This window comes from Nocardioides sp. S5-5 (assembly GCF_054954065.1).
In genome coordinates this window covers 591,826-605,681 of record NZ_CP199913.1, presented here as the reverse complement: position 1 = coordinate 605,681, position 13,856 = coordinate 591,826, and the positions used below count along the sequence as shown (strand labels likewise).

General features: G+C 73.6%; 14 protein-coding genes. 2 read left to right on the top strand and 12 right to left on the bottom strand.

Annotated elements, in window-relative coordinates; translation table 11 throughout:
- Positions 1-208: 208 nt before the first annotated feature.
- A complete protein-coding gene (locus ACUP6Y_RS02840; RefSeq protein ID WP_462554099.1) occupies positions 209-544 on the bottom strand; it encodes a histone-like nucleoid-structuring protein Lsr2 in 336 nt (111 codons plus the stop codon).
- Here ACUP6Y_RS02840 and ACUP6Y_RS02835 point away from each other — a divergent pair.
- The gene (locus tag ACUP6Y_RS02835) at positions 543-812 is read left to right on the top strand and encodes a hypothetical protein (RefSeq protein WP_462554098.1); all 270 of its coding nucleotides are present in this window, start codon (positions 543-545) and stop codon (positions 810-812) included. The genes ACUP6Y_RS02840 and ACUP6Y_RS02835 overlap by 2 nt on opposite strands.
- 24 nt (positions 813-836) lie before the next feature.
- On the opposite strand, the gene ACUP6Y_RS02830 is transcribed toward ACUP6Y_RS02835, so the two are convergent.
- From ACUP6Y_RS02830 to ACUP6Y_RS02805, 6 genes are read right to left on the bottom strand one after another with little or no spacing between them, the layout of a single operon-like run.
- Positions 837-1,613: a type III pantothenate kinase gene (locus tag ACUP6Y_RS02830; protein WP_462554097.1), complete on the bottom strand. Its 777-nt coding sequence runs from the start codon at positions 1,611-1,613 to the stop codon at positions 837-839.
- A 2-nt stretch (positions 1,614-1,615) separates the two neighbouring features.
- Complete coding sequence (gene nadC, locus ACUP6Y_RS02825; RefSeq protein ID WP_462554096.1) at positions 1,616-2,530, bottom strand: carboxylating nicotinate-nucleotide diphosphorylase; 915 nt, start codon at positions 2,528-2,530, stop codon at positions 1,616-1,618.
- Positions 2,527-4,200, bottom strand: a complete 1,674-nt coding sequence (locus tag ACUP6Y_RS02820) for an L-aspartate oxidase (RefSeq protein ID WP_462554095.1) — start codon at positions 4,198-4,200, stop codon at positions 2,527-2,529. Before ACUP6Y_RS02820 ends, nadC begins: the two co-directional genes overlap by 4 nt.
- Before the next feature lie 13 nt (positions 4,201-4,213).
- Positions 4,214-4,633: an aspartate 1-decarboxylase gene (gene panD / locus ACUP6Y_RS02815; protein ID WP_139624442.1), complete on the bottom strand. Its 420-nt coding sequence runs from the start codon at positions 4,631-4,633 to the stop codon at positions 4,214-4,216.
- A 19-nt stretch (positions 4,634-4,652) separates the two neighbouring features.
- Positions 4,653-5,534: a pantoate--beta-alanine ligase gene (panC, locus tag ACUP6Y_RS02810; protein ID WP_462554094.1), complete on the bottom strand. Its 882-nt coding sequence runs from the start codon at positions 5,532-5,534 to the stop codon at positions 4,653-4,655.
- Complete coding sequence (locus tag ACUP6Y_RS02805) at positions 5,531-6,442, bottom strand: Rossmann-like and DUF2520 domain-containing protein (RefSeq protein ID WP_462554093.1); 912 nt, start codon at positions 6,440-6,442, stop codon at positions 5,531-5,533. Before ACUP6Y_RS02805 ends, panC begins: the two co-directional genes overlap by 4 nt.
- A 196-nt stretch (positions 6,443-6,638) precedes the next feature.
- On the opposite strand from ACUP6Y_RS02805, the gene ACUP6Y_RS02800 reads away from it, so the two are divergent.
- Positions 6,639-7,748: a hypothetical protein gene (locus tag ACUP6Y_RS02800; protein WP_462554092.1), complete on the top strand. Its 1,110-nt coding sequence runs from the start codon at positions 6,639-6,641 to the stop codon at positions 7,746-7,748.
- Here ACUP6Y_RS02800 and ACUP6Y_RS02795 read toward each other — a convergent pair.
- From ACUP6Y_RS02795 to ACUP6Y_RS02775, 5 genes are read right to left on the bottom strand one after another with little or no spacing between them, the layout of a single operon-like run.
- Positions 7,732-9,138: an SDR family NAD(P)-dependent oxidoreductase gene (locus tag ACUP6Y_RS02795; RefSeq protein ID WP_462554091.1), complete on the bottom strand. Its 1,407-nt coding sequence runs from the start codon at positions 9,136-9,138 to the stop codon at positions 7,732-7,734. The genes ACUP6Y_RS02800 and ACUP6Y_RS02795 overlap by 17 nt on opposite strands.
- 38 nt (positions 9,139-9,176) lie before the next feature.
- The gene (locus ACUP6Y_RS02790; protein WP_462554090.1) at positions 9,177-10,307 is read right to left on the bottom strand and encodes a hypothetical protein; all 1,131 of its coding nucleotides are present in this window, start codon (positions 10,305-10,307) and stop codon (positions 9,177-9,179) included.
- Positions 10,307-11,533 carry a hypothetical protein gene (locus ACUP6Y_RS02785; RefSeq protein ID WP_462554089.1) on the bottom strand — a complete coding sequence of 409 codons (1,227 nt, stop codon included), beginning with the start codon at positions 11,531-11,533 and terminating at the stop codon, positions 10,307-10,309. The genes ACUP6Y_RS02790 and ACUP6Y_RS02785 overlap by 1 nt, the downstream gene beginning before the upstream one ends.
- Entirely contained in the window at positions 11,530-12,366 is an 837-nt protein-coding gene (locus tag ACUP6Y_RS02780; RefSeq protein WP_462554088.1) for a hypothetical protein, read from the bottom strand. The genes ACUP6Y_RS02785 and ACUP6Y_RS02780 overlap by 4 nt, the downstream gene beginning before the upstream one ends.
- Positions 12,363-13,535 carry a hypothetical protein gene (locus ACUP6Y_RS02775; RefSeq protein WP_462554087.1) on the bottom strand — a complete coding sequence of 391 codons (1,173 nt, stop codon included), beginning with the start codon at positions 13,533-13,535 and terminating at the stop codon, positions 12,363-12,365. The genes ACUP6Y_RS02780 and ACUP6Y_RS02775 overlap by 4 nt, the downstream gene beginning before the upstream one ends.
- Positions 13,536-13,856 lie beyond the last annotated feature (321 nt).

The following is a 13,856-nucleotide window of genomic DNA, read 5'->3' as shown; positions in this document are numbered from 1 at the left end:
TCCGCTGTCAGCGAACGCCTCCCGATCCGGGCCGATCTGTCGCGCCGGACGAGGTCGGGCCCGGGTCCGCACGGTGGCTGGGGGATCCCGGCAGGAGGACGAGCCTGACCATCTCGTCCGCTCAGGCGGACCTCACCGGCCTCGACGACGAGTGGGGTGCCGCCCTCGCCGGAGCGGATCGCGACTTCCCCCGTGCAGGAGATCGAGGTCAGTGCGCGGACTCGTAGGCCTCGCGCACGTCAGCGGGGATCCGACCCCGCTCGGGCACGGTGAAGCCGTTGTCGCGGGCCCACTCGCGGATCTCCTTGGCGGAGGTGCCGCCGGCCGCGGCCGCCCGTCCGCCACCCCGCTTGGCCCCACCGCCACCGCGGCCGACCTTGCGCCCGTGGCCGACGTACGCCGCCAGCGCGTCGCGCAGCTTGGTGGCGTTCTTGTCGTTGAGGTCGATCTCGTAATTGGCGCCATCGAGCCCGAAGGAGATGGTTTGCGTGGCATCGGTGCCGTCGATGTCGTCGACCAGGACGATGTTGACCTTCTGTGCCATGAATTCCTCGCTGGGAGAAGTAGGGATATTCGGACGAACACCGACAAACCCGGATATCGCGCCGCGAATTCACACTAGCAGTTATTCAGAGCATGTCGCCGAAACCAGCGGTGCGCCGCCGCACCGGGACACACCGACACCGAAAGGTCAGGGGCTTACCCGCATGACCGCGATCCTCGCGCTGCCTAGCGTGAGCACCAAGATCGTCAGACTCGGTGCCACCGGAAGCGACCCCTTCGACGGGAAGATCGCCTACGCCGCGCCGTGAGGGCCGATTCCGTCCGGGGACGGCTCAGCGCTGATTGCGAGCGAACACCTTCTCGAGTCCGCGCAGGGTCAGCCACGGCGCGCGATGGGTGAAGCAGCGACACTCGTCGGTGACCAGTGAGGCGAGGTAGCCGGTGGAGATCACCGACACCCCACCGGGCGCGGCGCCCAGCGCCGCCGTGAGCCGTTCGACCATGCCCTCGACCTGGCTGGCCACGCCGAAGACCATGCCGGACTGGAGCGCCTCGACGGTGTTCTTGCCGATCACTCCCCGGGGCCGGACCAGCTCGACCATCCGCAGCTGGGCGCCACCGCGGCTGAGCGCGTCGAGGGAGATCTCGATTCCGGGTGTGATCGCGCCGCCGACATAGCGACCCTGCTCGTCGACGACGTCGTACGTCGTGGCGGTGCCGCCGAAATCGACGACGATCGCGGGGCACTCGAAATCGGCCGCCGCGGCGAGCGCATTGACGATCCGGTCGGTGCCGACTTCACGCGGATTGTCGACGAGAATCGGCACGCCGGTACGAATACCGGGCTCGACGATGACGCACGGAATGTCGGGGAAATGCGCGGGCAGCATCTCGCGCCACGCATTGAGCACGGCGGGAACCGTCGCGCACACCGCGATTCCGGTGACCTCGTCCTCACGCGTGCCGAGCAGCCCGCGCAGCAGCACCCCCCATTCGTCGGCGGTGCGGTTCTCGGCCGTCGACACCCGCCAGTCGGCATGCACGGCGCCGTCGGACACCAGCCCGAGGACGGTGTGGGCGTTGCCGATGTCGGCGGCGAGCAGGGACACCTTCAGTCCGTCCGGAAGTCCAGGCCGAGGTCGAAGACGGTGACCGAGTGGGTCAGCGCGCCGACCGAGATGAAGTCGACACCGGTCTCGGCGACCTCACGGGCCCGCTCGAGGGTGAGCCCGCCGGACGCCTCCAAGGTGGCCTTGCCGCCGGCAGCCTCGTTGATCCGCACCGCCTCGGTCATGTCGGCGGTCGACATGTTGTCGAGGAGAACCTCGGTGCAGCCCGCAGCGAGCACGGCGCGCAGCTCGTCGAGATCCATCACCTCGGCCTCAACCCGCAGGCCGGGGTGCTTGGCGACAACAGCACGGTAGGCCTCGACCACACCGCCCGCGGCCACCGCGTGGTTGTCCTTGACCATGGCCCGGTCGACCAGGCTGAACCGGTGGTTGACGCCGCCGCCACAGCGCACGGCGTACTTCTGCAGCGCCCGCCAGCCCGGCAGCGTCTTGCGGGTGTCGAGGACGCGCGCGCGGGTGCCGGCGAGCGCGTCGACCCAGCGGGAGGTCGCGGTCGCGACCCCGGACAGGTGGGAGGCGAAGTTGAGGGCGGTGCGCTCGGCGGTCAGCACGCCCCGGACCGGCCCGGAGACAGTGAGCACGACGTCACCGGGCTGCACGCGGGTGCCGTCGGGGACGCGGTCGGCGATCGCAACGGTGTCGCCGAGGGCATAGCCGAAGGCGAGCTCGGCGATCGCGAGGCCCGCGACGACACCCGGCTCGCGGGCGGCGACGTCGGCGACGGCCCGGCCCATGTCGGGCATCGCGTCGCTGGTGACGTCGTCGACGCCACCGGGCAGGTCCTCCTCGAAGGCGAGCACGACGTGGTCGTACACCGCCCGCGGGTCGAGCCCGGCCGCACTGATCTCGGCGAGCAGCGGGGCGGGCAGCTCGTCGTACGGGGTGCGGGCGATCATGCGGGCAGGTCTCCGTCGGTCGCGGGCTCGGCGACGAAGGCGACCGTCGTGGCGCCGTCGTCCATGGTCACGTCGAAGTGCCCGGCCCAGTGCGCGTCGTCGCGCTCGGGGAAGTCGTCGCGCCAGTGGGAGCCGCGGGTCTCCTCGCGCAGCGCGGCCGCGTCGGCGAGGGCGGCACTGATGGTGAGCAGGTTGGTCGCCTCCCAGGACGCCTGGTCGACGGTCTCGGCGGCCCGGCCGGCGAGCTTGTCGAGGACGGCGGCCGCCTCGGCCAGGCCCGGGGCGGAGCGGAGCACGCCGACCCGCGAGCTCATCGTCTCCTGCAGCTCCTGGCGGATGTCGCCCGCGACCAGGCCGGGGGTACGACGGTCGGTCGCCGGCTCACGCCAGGGCCCGAGCTCATCGGGCAGCACCTCCGCGATCCGCCGCGAGAACACCAGGCCCTCGAGCAGCGAGTTGGACGCGAGCCGGTTGGCGCCGTGGACGCCGGAGCAGGCGACCTCGCCGGTGGCGTAGAGCCCGGCGACGTCGGTGCGACCGTGGAGGTCGGTGCGCACGCCGCCCGACGCGTAGTGACAGGCGGGCGCGACCGGGATCAGCTGGGTGACCGGGTCGATGCCATAGGAGCGGGCGGTGGCCACGATGGTCGGGAAGCGGCGCTCCCAGAACTCCTTGCCGAGGTGGCGGGCGTCGAGCCACATGTGCGGCCGGCCGGTCTCCAGCATCCGCTTCATGATCGCCTTGGCGACGACATCGCGGGGGGCCAGGTCGGCGAGCTCGTGGACGCCCTGCATGATCCGGTTGCCCTCGTCGTCGACGAGGAAGGCGCCCTCGCCGCGGACCGCCTCGGAGATCAGCGGCTGCTGGCCGCGGGAGTCGGGGCCCAGATACATCACGGTCGGGTGGAACTGCACGAACTCCAGGTCGCGCAGGGTCGCGCCGGCCCGCAGCGCGAGCGCCATCCCGTCGCCGGTCGAGACGACCGGGTTGGTGGTCTGGGTGAACACCTGGCCGAGCCCGCCGCTGGCGAGCACGACCGCGCGGCAGTGGACGGCGCCGACGCCGTCGCGCTCGCCCTCGCCGATGACGTGCAGGCTCAGGCCGGCCACGCCCGGCGCACCGGCCGCATCGGGGCCGAGCAGCAGGTCGACGGCCAGCGCGTGCTGGATCACCTCGATGTCGGGCGCGGCCTCGATCGCGGCGATCAGCGCCCGCTGGATCTCGGCGCCGGTGGCGTCGCCGCCGGCGTGCGCGATCCGGTCCCGGTGGTGACCGCCCTCGCGCGTCAGCGACAGCTCGCCGTCGGCGGTGTGGTCGAAGTTGGTGCCGAGCGCGATCAGCTCGCGCACCGCCTCCGGTCCCTCGTTGACCAGCACCCGCACAGCGTCGCGGTCACAGGCGCCCGCGCCGGCGACCAGGGTGTCCGCCTCGTGCTGCTCGGGGGTGTCACCGGGACCGAGGGCGGCGGCGATGCCGCCCTGCGCCCACTGGGTCGAGCCGGCGTTGAGGACGTCCTTGGTGACGACCAGGATCTTGTCGACCTGGCCGCGCAGGCGCAGGGCGGCGGTGAGGCCGGCGATGCCGGAGCCGACGATGACGACGTCGGCGCGCGTCGTCCAGCCGGGGCTCGGGGCGGTCAGGCACCCGGGCAGGTGCAGCTCTTGGGGCATCCCCGCAGGCTACTCAGCGACCGGCGGTGACGTCGCCCCGGGACAGCCCCGGGTCGCCGAAGGTCTCGGCCGGGTCGAATCCGGTGGCCATGATCTTGTTGTCGGCGTCGACGAAGACGACGTGCGGCTGGTGCTCCTTGGCCTCCTCGGTCGTCATCTGGCCGTAGCCGATCAAGATGACCAGGTCGCCGGGGTGGACCAGGCGGGCGGCGGCACCGTTGATGCCGATCACGCCGCTGCCCCGCTCGCCGGCGATCGTGTAGGTCTCCAGCCGGGCGCCGTTGGTGATGTCGACGATGTGGACCAGCTCGCCGGCCAGCAGGTCGGCCGCCTCCAGCAGGTCCTCGTCGACGGTGACCGAGCCGACGTAGTGGAGGTCGGCCTGGGTGACCGTGGCCCGGTGGATCTTGCTCTTCATCATGGTGCGCAGCATGGGAGTCTCCCTCGAGGGTTCAGAACTGCAGAGGCAGGTTGTCGATGAGCCGGGTGGTGCCGACCCGGGCGGCGACGAGGATCCGGCCCTCGGTGCCGGGCTCGGGGTAGTCGGGCAGCTCGCCGAGGCCCGTGGTGGTCAGCGCGAGGTAGTCGAGCTCGACGCCGGGCTCGGCCTTGATCACGCCCATCGCGGCCCAGCGCGCCGCCGGGACGCCGTACGACGCCCGCTCCTGCGCCGCGCGCAAGGCCCGGCTCAGGGCGACCGCCTGCTGCCGCTGCTCGGCGTCGAGGTAGCGGTTGCGGCTGGACCGGGCCAGCCCGTCGGGCTCCCGGTCGGTCTCGGCGCCGACGATGTCGATGCCGAGGCACAGGTCGGAGGTCATCCGGCGGATCAGCGCGAGCTGCTGGTAGTCCTTCTCGCCGAAGACCGCGACGTCGGGACGGACCAGGCCGAACAGCTTGGCGACGACGGTCAGCACCCCGCGGAAGTGGCCGGGGCGGCTGGCGCCCTCGAGCAGGTCGGCGAGCGGGCCGGGCTGGACGGTGACCGCCTCGGACGCGACGCCCTCGTGGGGCACGCCGTCGGGGTACATCTCGGCGACGACCGGCGCGAACACCACGTCGGCGCCCTCGGCGGCGGCGACCGCGAGGTCGGCGTCGAAGGTGCGCGGGTAGCGGTCGAGGTCCTCGCCGGGACCGAACTGCAGCGGGTTGACGAAGATCGAGACCACGACGGTGCCGTCGGCGCCGGCACGTTCGCGGGCGATCCGGATCAGGGTGGCGTGGCCCTCGTGGAGCGCGCCCATGGTCGGCACCAGCACCACCGTGCCGCGGTCCGTGAGCAGGCTCCTCAGGTCGGCCCGGCTGCGTGCGACAGCGGGCGTGGTCAGCGTCGTCACGCGGACTCCACCCGCGGGGTGGGCAGGACCCGGCGGTCGCCGTACGCGCTGAGGACGGAGGCGATCGCCTGGGCGCGGATCGGCAGCAGCCGACCGTCGGTGACCGCGCGGTCGAGGGTGGCCCACGCCATCGCGACGTACGACGGCACGGTGTCGGGCGCGTTGGCGGAGATGTCCTTGAGGTGGGCCGCGACGGTCTGCACGTCGCCGCGCACGATCGGGCCGGTCAGCGCGGCGTCGCCGTGGGCGAGCGCGTTGTCGAGGGCCGCGTCGAGCAGCGGGCGCAGGGTGCCGGCCGGGTCGTCGACGCCGGCGGCGCTGAGCAGGCCCATCGCCTCGCTGACCAGGGTGACCAGGTGGTTGGCACCGTGGGCGAGGCCGGCGTGGTAGAGCGTGCGCATCTCCTCGGGCACCCAGGTCGCGCGGCCACCGAGGTCGGCGACCAGGGACTCGGCGAGCTCGCGCTCCTCGGGCCCGGCGGTGAGACCGAAGACGCAGCCGTGCAGCCGTTCGAGGTCGACCGCGGTGCCGGTGAAGGTCATCGCCGGGTGCAGGGCGATCACCCGGGCGCCGACCGCGGCGGCCGGCGCGAGCACCGCGAGGCCGTGGCGGCCCGAGGTGTGGGCGACGACCTGGCCGGCGTGCAGCGCGCCGCTGTCGGCCAGCACCTTCACCACGTTGGGCAGCATGTCGTCGGGCACGGTGAGCAGCAGCAGGTCGGCCTCGCGGGCGACGTCGCTGGGCTTGCGCAGCGGCACGCCCGGCAGCAGGTCGGCGGCGCGACGGCGCGAGGCGTCGGACTCACCGGCAGCGGCGACGACGGGGTGGCCGGCCGTGCGGAGACCCGCGGCGAGGACAGCGCCGACGCGACCCGCGCCGATCACACCCACAGAGTGCTTGGGGGACATCGTGAACCTTTCGTTCCCGTCCCGCCGACCACTCGCGCCCTGCGGTGCGAGCCGGTGTGGGTACCGGACGTTGTGCTCAGTGGTCTCGTCCCGGGGTTCCGGGACGCCTCAACGGTACGCCTGCCCGCGAAGCCCGGGAACGGGTCGGTCCGGTGGCTTGCGTCACACGCCGAGACCGCGTTCTAGGCTCGGGCCCATGTCGACGCCGTCCGCCCTCCCCGCCGGCGCCCGCCTGCTCCACATCGGCCCCCACAAGACGGGGACCACGGCCCTGCAGAGCGCCTTCGACCTGGCCCGCGCGGACCTCGGCCCGCAGGGGGTGCGCTACGTGTCCCGGAGCCGGCACGACGCGCGGGCGGCACGCTATGTCACCGGCCGGATGGTCGCCGGACGCGACCCCGAGCGGGCCGAGCGGGCCTGGCGGGCCGTGGTCGGCACGCTCACCGCGGAGGGCCCGGAGCGACGGGTGTTCAGCAGCGAGTTCCTCTCCGACGCCACCGACGAGCAGATCGCGCGGATCGTCGGGGAGATCGGCACCGAGGACCTGTGGGTGGCGCTCACGCTGCGGCCGCTGGCCCGGATCCTGTCGTCGCAGTACCAGCAGGGCCTGCAGCGACAGAGCCCCCACACCTACGACGCCTGGCTGCGCATGGTGCTCGCCGACGACGTGTCCGCGCCGGAGCCTCGGGAGTTCTGGAACCGGCACCGCCACGACGCGCTGGTGCGCCGGTGGGCCGAGCACGTCGGCGCCGAGCGGGTGCTGGTCGTGGTGCTCGACTCCCGCGACCACGCCTTCCTCCCCCACACCTTCGAGCGGCTCCTCGGCCTGCGCGCCGAGACCCTCGCCGGCCAGGACGCCCGCGAGAACCGGTCGCTGAGCGCCGACGAGGCCGAGCTGCTGCGACGCTTCAACGGCGGCTACGCCGACCTCGGGCTGCCGCCGGACCACTACGTGCGGCTCTTCCGCCACCTCAAGGACCACCTCAAGGAGCGCGAGCCCGGGCCCGGCGAGGCGCCGCTCGTGACACCGGACTGGGCGATCGCCCGGGCCAACGCCGTCGGGGCCGAGATGGCCGAGGCGATCAGGGCCCTCGGCGCGAGGGTGTACGGCGACCTCGACTCGATCTTCGCGACCCGGCCCAGCGGCGTCGCCGCCACGCCCGAGCCGCCGGCGGCGATCGACGCCGCCGTGGCGGGGTGGTTCGGCGCCGGGCTCGCGATGGCGGCCGAGCGGCTCACGCGGACACCGGCCCCCCGGGCGGAGGCCGCGCCGGCACCGCGCCGGCGGTTCAGTCGCCGAGGCTGAAGGGATCGTCCTTGCGGACGTCGTAGACATGCCCCGACGACTCGGAGATGAGCACGTCGACCGAGGTGTGCGCGACCGTCTGGGAGTCGAGCAGGGTGCCGGGCGCCTCCTGGCCGAAGGCCTTGGTGCGCATCGGGGTGGCGGTCCGCTCGGGGTTGATGCAGTTGACCCGCACGCCCGCGTCGGCCCACTCGTCGGCGAGCGCCTGGGTCAGGTTGACCGTGGCGGCCTTGGCCGAGGAGTAGAGGCTGTAGCCGCTGCGGCCGCGGGTGTAGGAGCTGGAGGTGAACAGCAGCAGGGCGCCCTTGCTGGCGGCGAGGTGCGGGTGGAACTCCTGCGCGATGAAGATCGGGCCGAGGTAGTTGATGTCGGTCGCGGCGTAGATCGTCTCCTCGGTGGTCTCGAGGAGCTCGCCGCGGGGCAGCACGCCGGCGGTGTTGACGACGAAGTCGATCGAGCCGGCCTTGGCGATCGCCTCCTTGGCGGCGGCGGCGATGTCGGCCCGCCTGCCGACGTCGGTGCCGGTGGTCGACCGGCTGAACGAGAGCACGGTGGCGCCGTACGACTGGGCGAGCTCGGCGATGTCGGCGCCGATGCCGTAGCTGCCGCCGAAGACCACCATGGTCTTGCCCTCGAGCGCGGCGCGGTAGCCGGCGTCGTCCTTGGCACGGGGCAGGTCGATCCCGGTGAGCTGGAAGAGCTTGTCGGCGATGTAGACGTCGATCGGCTCGGTGACCTTCATGTTCCGGTCGTCGCCGTGGACCACGATGATCGGCTCGTCGGGCAGGTACCTCAGCACGACGCTGCAGTCGTCGGTGGCGGTGAAGTCGGGATCGCCGGCGGCCACCTCGTAGGCGCGGGCGAGGACGTCGAGGCGGAACGCCTGCGGGGTCTGGCCGCGGCGCAGCGAGGCGCGCGGCGGGATGCTGCGGATGGTGTCGTCGGCGGCGACCTCGATGATCGTGTCGGCCGACGGGATCGCGACGTCGACGGCCGGGTAGCGCTCGAGCGCGGTGAAGCACTCGCCGATGATCCGCGGCGTCACGAGCGGGCGGACCGCGTCGTGGAGCAGGATCCGGGTCTGCGCCGCGTCGCCGGTCCCGACCAGGTGGTCGATCGCGCGCTGGGTGGTGTCGTTGCGGGTCTCGCCGCCCTCGAGGATCGCGGTGACCTTGGGATAGCCGCCACCGCGGGTGATGTCGCGGACCGCGTCGGTGTGCCCCGGCGTCATCATCACGACGACCTCGTCGACGTCGGCGTGGTCGTGCAGCGCGAGCAGGGTGTGCTCCAGCAGGGTCTTGCCGGCGACCTTGATGAGCTGCTTCGGGATGTCCAGTCCGACCCGGGCTCCGACACCGCCGGCGAGCAGGACGGCGACATTCCTCGTCATGGCCCGCAGTCTTCCACGCGGCCGGCTCAGCGGCCCACTCAACGACCCCGTCGACGCAGGGCCCGGCGGCGGAGCTCCCCGAGGATGGCCCGGCCGCTGGCGGCGTCCAGCGGAGACTTCGGGGCCGGGGCGGCCGGCAGCGTGAGCGCGACCCGGACGTAGGCCTCCATCATCCGCCCGGCCGAGGCGACGTCGACGACCTCGGGGACCTCGACCTCCGCGGGATGCGTGGCGGGGTCGCTGGACAGGTGGCGTACGTCGCCCAGCACGCGCGCACCGGAGGACTCCAGCGCCTCGACCCAGTCGGCGACGTACTCGTTGGCGCGCTCGGCCGCCCACCGGGGAACCCGGACGGTCTGGTGCCGTGGGGCGGCCTCGACGACCGGGCGCAGCTTGATCCTGCGGGTGTCGCCGGCGGTCGCCATCCAGGCGTCGAGGTCGCCGCCGTGGGCGCGGTAGGCGGCCGCGAGATGGCGCAGCATCTCGGCCTCGGGCATCGGGAGGGACAGGTTGCGCGACGGCGACAGCTCGAGCACCTCGGGAACCCCGAGCAGGCTCTCGAAGGCACGCAGCAGCCAGCTGTGGTCGGTCGGGTCGAGGACGACGAAGACCAGGTTCTCCTCCCCGAACACGGCGCCCCAGTCGCGCAGGACGCGGCGCGGGTTGAGCCGGCGCAGCGCCTGCCCGGGCACGAAGCCGTCGCCGACTCCGCCGAGCGGCTCCTCGGCGAAGGTCGCGCGCAGCCACTCGTCGAGCGGCAGGGGCTGCGCGCGTCGCAGCCCCTGCTGCCAGCGGGAGGCCAGCTGCGGGGCGAGGGCCCGGATCGTGCAGACGACGTACGACGGTCCGAGCTCCTCGCGCAGGCCGCTGATCCGGTCGGGCAGGGCCAAGGACAGGGACTCGCTCGACCAGAAGGTGCGCCGTGCCGCGGAGGTGCGGAACTCGCGGGCGAGCTCCTGCCAGCGCTCGTGCTCGGGCGCCCAGTAGGACCGGATGTTGCCGGCGGCGGTGATGGCGACCTTCCGCTCGTGGGCGCGGCGCGAGACGTTGTGGGCGCCGCGCTCCTCCAGCTCGGCACGGGCCGCCCACAGGGAGTGCTGGAGCGCGGTGGTCCCGGTCTTCGGCATGCCGATGTGGAGCAGCCGGGCGCCGTCGGGCAGGGACTCCATCAGCTGCCTCCGAGCCGGCGCCGGGCCCGGCGGGCCAGCTCGCGGGCCGCCACCCGACGCGCGCCGTCGCGGTCGCGCTCGGCGTCCCACTGCTCGGCGACGGCCCGGTGCCGGGACCAGGCCGCCCGCTCGACCGGGCCCGCGAGGTCGCGGTGCTCGGGACGGGGGTGGACACCGGTCAGCTTGGTGATGATGCCGGCGGCGAGGGCCGCGGCGGCGCCGGGGTCGATGGCCGCGACCGGCACGTTGTCACCCTCGGCGGGCGCGAGCGCGCGGTCGGAGAGCAGGGCGAGGTCGCCGATGACGCGGGCACCGGAGGCGCCGATCCGCTCGGCCATCGCGGCGCCGACCTCGAGCGCCCGGTCGACCGCCCACCCGGGCGTCAGCAGCCTCTCGGCGGCCGGGTCCGGGGGCGCGGCCTGGAGACCGCGGGCGGCGCCGAACCGGATGAACCGGCCGTGGTCGGCGCTGGTCCACGGCGCCTGCGAGGTCCGGTCGACGAGCTCCTGCATCAGGGTCGCCTCGGCGAAGGTGAGCGACCGGTTGGTCTTGTCGGCCGGTGGGCGGAGCAGGCCCTCGGGGAGCCCGAGCAGGCTCTCGAAGGCGGCCGGGAGGCCTCGGTGGTCGCGGTCGTCGACCACGATGACCGTGACCCGGTCGGCGCCCACCAGGCCGACCCAGCGCTCGACCAGCCGGTCGTGGCGGTGCCGCTGCCAGAAGGACGGGGTGACCGCGCCCCCACCGGACGTCTCGGCCTGCTCGAGGATCGCGCGCAGCCACTCGTCGTACGCCGGCACGGGCACGTTCTGGCCGTACTGCTGCCACTGCGAGCCGAGCAGCCGCACGATCGGGCGCACCGTGATCACGATGTGCGTGCGCGGGCCGAGCACGTCGAGGAGGGTGCGGGCACCCTCGTCGGTGGCCTCGCAGTAGACCTCGCTGCTGAGCACGCCGATCCGCGGCTGTGCGTCGCGCAGGGCGGCGACCAGGGCGTACCAGCGCTCGCGGAACGCGTCGATGTCCTTGCCGGGGTCGACCCGCCCGAGGGCGAGCGCCATGGCGGCGTTCATCTCGTGGGCGAGCTCGCCGGGGTAGGCGACGCCGTGGGTGGCGAGCGAGCCGCGGGCCTCCCACAGGGCGCCCTGCATCGCGGTGGTGCCGGTCTTGTAGGGGCCGATGTGGACCAGGGTGGTGCCGTCGGGCAGCGGCGGGATCGACGTGCTCATCGGCCGCCTCCCAGCCGGGTGAGGAGGGCGCGGGCCGGCAGCTCCCCCACGGGTACGACGACCGGCCGGTCCGGCGCGAGGTCCGCCGGTCGCTCGACCAGGCCGAGCATCACCTCGAGTGCCGCGTCGACGGCGACGTCGATCGGGACCAGGCCACGCTCGGCCGGGACCGGCCAGAGCAGTGCGTCGCGGGGCCCGCTGAGGGTGACCCCGGCGGTCTCCAGACCGGCGAGGGCGGTGCGGCAGGCCTCGCGCATCGCCCGTGCTTCTGCGGCGCCGAGGTCGGGGTCGGTGTCGAGGGAGCGGCTGATGCAGGCGGTCGCGTCGGCGACGCCGTCGACGGCGGTCTGCCAGGTGGGCGGGAGCAGCACCTCGACCTGGGCCACGATCGCGTCGGCGTAGGCGCGGGCAGCGTCCTGCCCGCCGGGCACGCTCTGCGGCGGGACCGGGTCGGCGTCGGTGTGGGCCGCCGCGGCGGCCGCGGCGAACCGCGGCCAGCGGCGGCCGGCGGCGAGGGTGAGCAGCTGGTCGAGCGTGGTCACCTCGTCGAGGGAGACCGCGAGGTGGAGCGGCGCGGCGGCGGAGTGCCGCGCCCGCACCTCACCCACCCAGGCGGCCAGGCCCTCCGGGGTCGGCTCGGACAGCAGCTCGGCGATGGCGCCGACGACGAGCAGGGTGCGCTCGGCCGGCAGGTCCGCCACCTCGACCACGGTCACGTCGGGGCGCTCGTCGTCGTCACGGCCGATCCGCTCGTCCTCGAGCGAGGCCCACCAGGTGGGGACGGCGAAGGCGTTCATCCCGGCGCGGGCGTCGGGCACGTGGAGCAGGCTCATCGGCGCGTCACCCGCCGTCGGGCGCGACGGCCGAGCTCGCCGAGCAGTGCGCGCCCGCCGTACGACGACAGGTCGGGCGCCTGCGGTGCGTCGGCGGGCGCCTTGGCGGCGTGCTGGAGCGCCGCGGTGAACGCGACGTCCATCAGCCGGCCCGCGCTCCGTACGCCGACGGCGTCGGGCACGCCGACCTGCTCGGCGTACTCGGCGGGGTCGACGACGAGCTCGGCGAGGTCGCCGACCACGGTGACGCCGGAGGCCTCGACGGCGCGGTTCCATGCGGCGGCGTACTCGTTGGCCCGCTCGGCGACCCAGCGCGGGGCGCGGATGGGATGGGGCTCGAGGGTGTTGGTGTAGTCGCGCAGCGGGATCCGGGCGCGTACGCCGATCACCTCCATCCACGTGGGGTGGTCGCCGCCGTGGTCGGTCCAGGCCCGGTTGAAGTGGCGCAGCATCTCGGCCTCGGGGTAGGGCAGCGAGGCGTTGCCCTCGGGCACCGGCTGCAGCACCTCCCCGACGCCCATCAGCCGCTCGAAGACCCGGAAGCCGCGCAGCCGGTCGACCGGGTCGGGGACGACCAGGACGATCCGGTCCTCGCCGAACACCGGTCCCCACTCCTCGATGATGCGGCGCAGGCTGAACCGGTGCAGCGACGGCATGAACTTGACGTAGTCGACGCTCACCTCGCCCTCGACGCTCACCGCGGCGAACTGGTCGGCGGCCCACTCCTCCAGGGACTGGGTGCCGCGCCGGCGCAGCCACTGCTGCCACTGGGACACCATGAGCGGCGCCAGCGGGCGCAGCGTCACGACCACGTGGGTGTCGGCGCCGAGCTGGTCGGCGAGATAGGAGATCCGCTCGCCCTTCGCATGGCTCAACGACTCGCTCGACCAGAAGGTGCAGCGGGCGTCGGACTCGCGGAACTCGCTCGCCAGCGCCTCCCAGCGCTTCTCCCAGGTGCCCTGCCAGAAGTCGGCCAGCCCGCCCGCGGCCACCTGGCCGACCCGCATCTCGTGGCGACCGTGGTTGACGTTGTGGGCGCCGAGCGCCTCGAGCTCGGGCCGCGCGCGGTCGAGTGCGCCCTGCAGCGCCGTCGTCCCCGTCTTCGGGAGGCCGATGTGGATGAAGCGCGCGCCGTCGGGGAGGGCGTCGGGCAGATCGACAGAGCGCATCTCGGGGACAGCTCCTTCAGTCGGTAGGGGGTCGGGGTCGGGTTGGGCGGGCACGGTCACGATCGGTCCGCTCTCGACGTGAGCCAATCACCCATGCCCGAGATGGTGAACCGCACCGTGTCTCCTTCAGGGAGGATCGTGCCCTTCTGGATCAGGCTCGCGCGGATCCACGAGACCGCCTTGGCAGGCTTGCCGAGGGCGGCCGTGACGTGCGCGCCGCGCACCCGGGGCGTCGCGACCGAGAGATCGGCAAGGGTGCCGAGATGTTCACGCTCGCGCTCGGAGGAGTCCTCCCAGCGCGCGGCGTACAGGCGTTGGGAA